This window comes from Endozoicomonas sp., from assembly GCF_031844845.1.
In the GTDB taxonomy this organism is placed as follows: Bacteria; Pseudomonadota; Gammaproteobacteria; order Pseudomonadales; family Endozoicomonadaceae; genus Endozoicomonas.
This window is the reverse complement of sequence record NZ_JAVRMB020000380.1, coordinates 1-2,935: the sequence shown is the minus strand read 5'-3', so window position 1 is coordinate 2,935 and position 2,935 is coordinate 1. Positions and strand designations below refer to the sequence as shown.

Annotated in this window: 2 protein-coding genes and 2 pseudogenes; 3 read left to right on the top strand and 1 reads right to left on the bottom strand. The window is 47.2% G+C overall.

The annotated features are described in order from the left end of the window. The 3 genes and pseudogenes from RM811_RS21180 to RM811_RS21170 all read left to right on the top strand — a co-directional run. Nucleotides 1-249: pseudogene (locus RM811_RS21180) on the top strand (hypothetical protein); the annotation flags it as partial. A gap of 305 nt (nt 250-554) precedes the next feature. Beyond that, nucleotides 555-1,076 (top strand): hypothetical protein, encoded by a 522-nt coding sequence (locus RM811_RS21175; RefSeq protein ID WP_402528038.1) that lies wholly within the window; start codon nt 555-557, stop codon nt 1,074-1,076. A 526-nt stretch (nt 1,077-1,602) separates the two neighbouring features. Next, on the top strand, nt 1,603-1,890 hold the full coding sequence (locus RM811_RS21170; RefSeq protein WP_402528035.1) for a hypothetical protein: 288 nt from the start codon (nt 1,603-1,605) through the stop codon (nt 1,888-1,890). A gap of 855 nt (nt 1,891-2,745) precedes the next feature. On the opposite strand, the pseudogene RM811_RS21165 reads toward RM811_RS21170, so the two are convergent. Next, nucleotides 2,746-2,935, bottom strand: a pseudogene (locus tag RM811_RS21165) (hypothetical protein); the annotation flags it as partial.

Here is a 2,935-nt window from a genome sequence, read left to right as displayed (position 1 = left end):
GTGGCAGGGACAGGAAACGCCAAACTCCCTGAAACGCCTTTGCCGGAAAATGCGTATCATTATCGGGATGATGTACCACTGTTTGTTGGTCACTACTGGTTAGATGGCACACCTGAGACCCTTTCAAACAATGTTGCCTGCGTTGATTTCAGTGTTGCACGGGCAGGAGGCAAACTGGCAGCCTATCGCTGGTCGGGAGAGCAGCAACTCAGAAATGAAAACTTCGTCTGGGTTGGACGCACCCGCTAACCCACCATTCAAAACAACAATAAAAGACAACAATCATGTATCTAATCTATAATCATAAGACCCGTAAGGTCGGGTATTAGACGACAACAAAAATCTTGTTCATGAACCGCCACCTCACCGGGATGATAACCCCGCGTCCCGTTTTGCGCCCGAAAACCCCTTTAGATTTAGGAACTGTCTCCTGCCGACCCTGTTCCCACGCCCTCCGTGAGAACAAGATAAAACAGCCAACCCAAAATAAAATAAACGACAGACGACAATCTACATCTACATCTACACTGATACAGCTGTTATCGAGGTTTTTTATGAACACTTTACCTGTAAAGCTGGCTGGCTTCCTTTGCTGTTTTCTGGTGTATCCCGCCTGTGCCATCAACAAATCCACTGTGATTAATAAAACCGACCAACCTATTGCAGTGGTCTGGACAGCGCTTGGCTGTTTGCACCACCGATTTGACCACGGTGAGGTTTGCGGTGGATTGATCCTTAATCCCGGGGAGAGCCATAAATATCAATATAACTGGGGCGCAACCAATGACCACATTCATGCAGGCGGACTGATAAAAAAAACCGGTAAATATTATGTTCCAAGCTCCGGACCATCGCCCGTTTATCTATCAATGGTTAGGGGAAACTGCGCACTCCCATCTCCTGATGGTAAGGTTGTGTTCATAACTTCAATGTCCATTGATGAAGAGACATGGACGATCAATTGTGAATATGAAATTCACGCTCCTGAGAACATTAATTTATTCAAGGTTCATGGAGTCGACAAGGATTCTGATGAAGGCTACTGTTCTGATGAAGACTATGACCTGAATTCGTGACTTTGTGAGAGATAAATTCCGCTACATCTCTTGCCATGCGTGGCTTACAGCCTATAAATAGTGATTTCATTTTTTTCACCCACTGGGTGCATTTTTGAAAAATTAAAAAAACAGAATTTTTTATGGGTCGATAATCACCAGGCCATTGCGTCATAAGGGTTGTCGGATTTTCCAATTTCCCGGGATTAATTAAGAAGTCACGGATTCAGCAAGTCAGTCGTGAACCCTCGGCTTTAGGCTTTAGGCTTTAGGCTTTTAGGCCCTCGGATCTAATCGGGCGAGGAGCAGTCACGTATGATTCTGACCGATAAACCTGGATCATGGTTAAGCAGGCCATCTCCTGTTGCACGTACACTGGTCGGGAGAGCAGCAGCTCAGAGTTGAAAACTTCGTCTGGGTTGAGCGCACTCGGTAGCCAATAACAAGTAAATAATAACGATAACAGGCAATAACCATGTACCTGGTATACAACCACTAATCTCGAAATGGTCGGATATTAGACGACGACAAAAATCTAATTCTTGAATTGCCACCTCACCGGGACAGTAACCCCGCACCCCGCTTCAGGTCTGACGAACCCTTTAACTACACAGAGCAGCTTCTCTCCTACCTCGCCAGCCTCTACCTGGATGGCGTGCTGACAGAAACAGACAACGGAGATGGCTGCGTCTGGGCATTGATCAGAGTCTTCGATGAGAACGATAAAGAGTCACTGAGTAAACACTATACTTACCGGGGCGAGATTGGCTTTTTGATAGACGACGGAATCATTTTTTCAGAGGTATTGGTTAATGCCATTGAGGAAATCATCTGACTTCAGTGGCGACGTACAGGAAACCTGATAGGTGCCGTATGATTTCAAAAAACTCTGCAAGCGGTATATGAAGCAGAGAGGCACATGCCCATGAAGTTGAACAAAGAGAAACGGCTGACTTTTAGTGATCATTCTCAGGGTGGACATTAAGGAATGTATTCGTTGGCCTGCTTACGCTTCAACGCAGGTCAGTTTCCAAAGGAAGCCGACTATCGTGACCCAACCACCATGCACTCATCAAGGCCTGGAGATATCGGAGGGTTCGGTTGTTGGCTCCCCTGAAAGGGGAACCAAGAAAAGGACAAGAAAAGGACACCCACTAAAATATCCATACTTAAACAATGGATAAATTTAATCGCCGTAAAGGTCAGATCCGGCATGTTGCGCCATTCTTTGTCGTCAGACGCCTTCGCTCCACCGACTCCGCTATGGTTTGGTTGTTTTACCTGCATATTGTTCGTCGGCTTCTTCACTACTATTAATCTGTCTGACTCCCTGCCAGCGTAGATATTCAGCCTTCGTCGTTCTGACTTCACTGAACCCGACCCGCTTGAACTATCTCCATTGAGATCAGCGAATCACTGACAGGGTCTCCCGAGTTCCGCACAAAAGACATCGGTACATGCACCAGGTCTATGACTCCGGAGAACCGGCAGGGTACTCGCATAACGTACCTGTGCCGTGTTGCCTTCCCCCTCATCCAACAGGGTCGGCGTTCTCGATGATGGTTTCGGAGCTCAATACTGAGCCTGTACGTTCCCCTGTCAACGCTTAACCATTGCCATTTCTGACAACCGCCCATGACTCGGGGTTCCGGCGGCTTGCTGAGCCTTACCGGATGAAGGGCTTTCACCTTCAATCTTCTGCCGATTTATCTCGGCGAACTGGATGTCCTTTATTTCCCTTAGCCAATTCACGCAGGCGGTCAAAATCACAATTAATCACCAGCCGAAGTGTTCCAAAGACCAGTATTCTCCAGAGATCCATCCCCGGGCGGCCATTCTTTTTGTCCACAGATTCCGGAATCATTTTTTCAAGCGCAAGG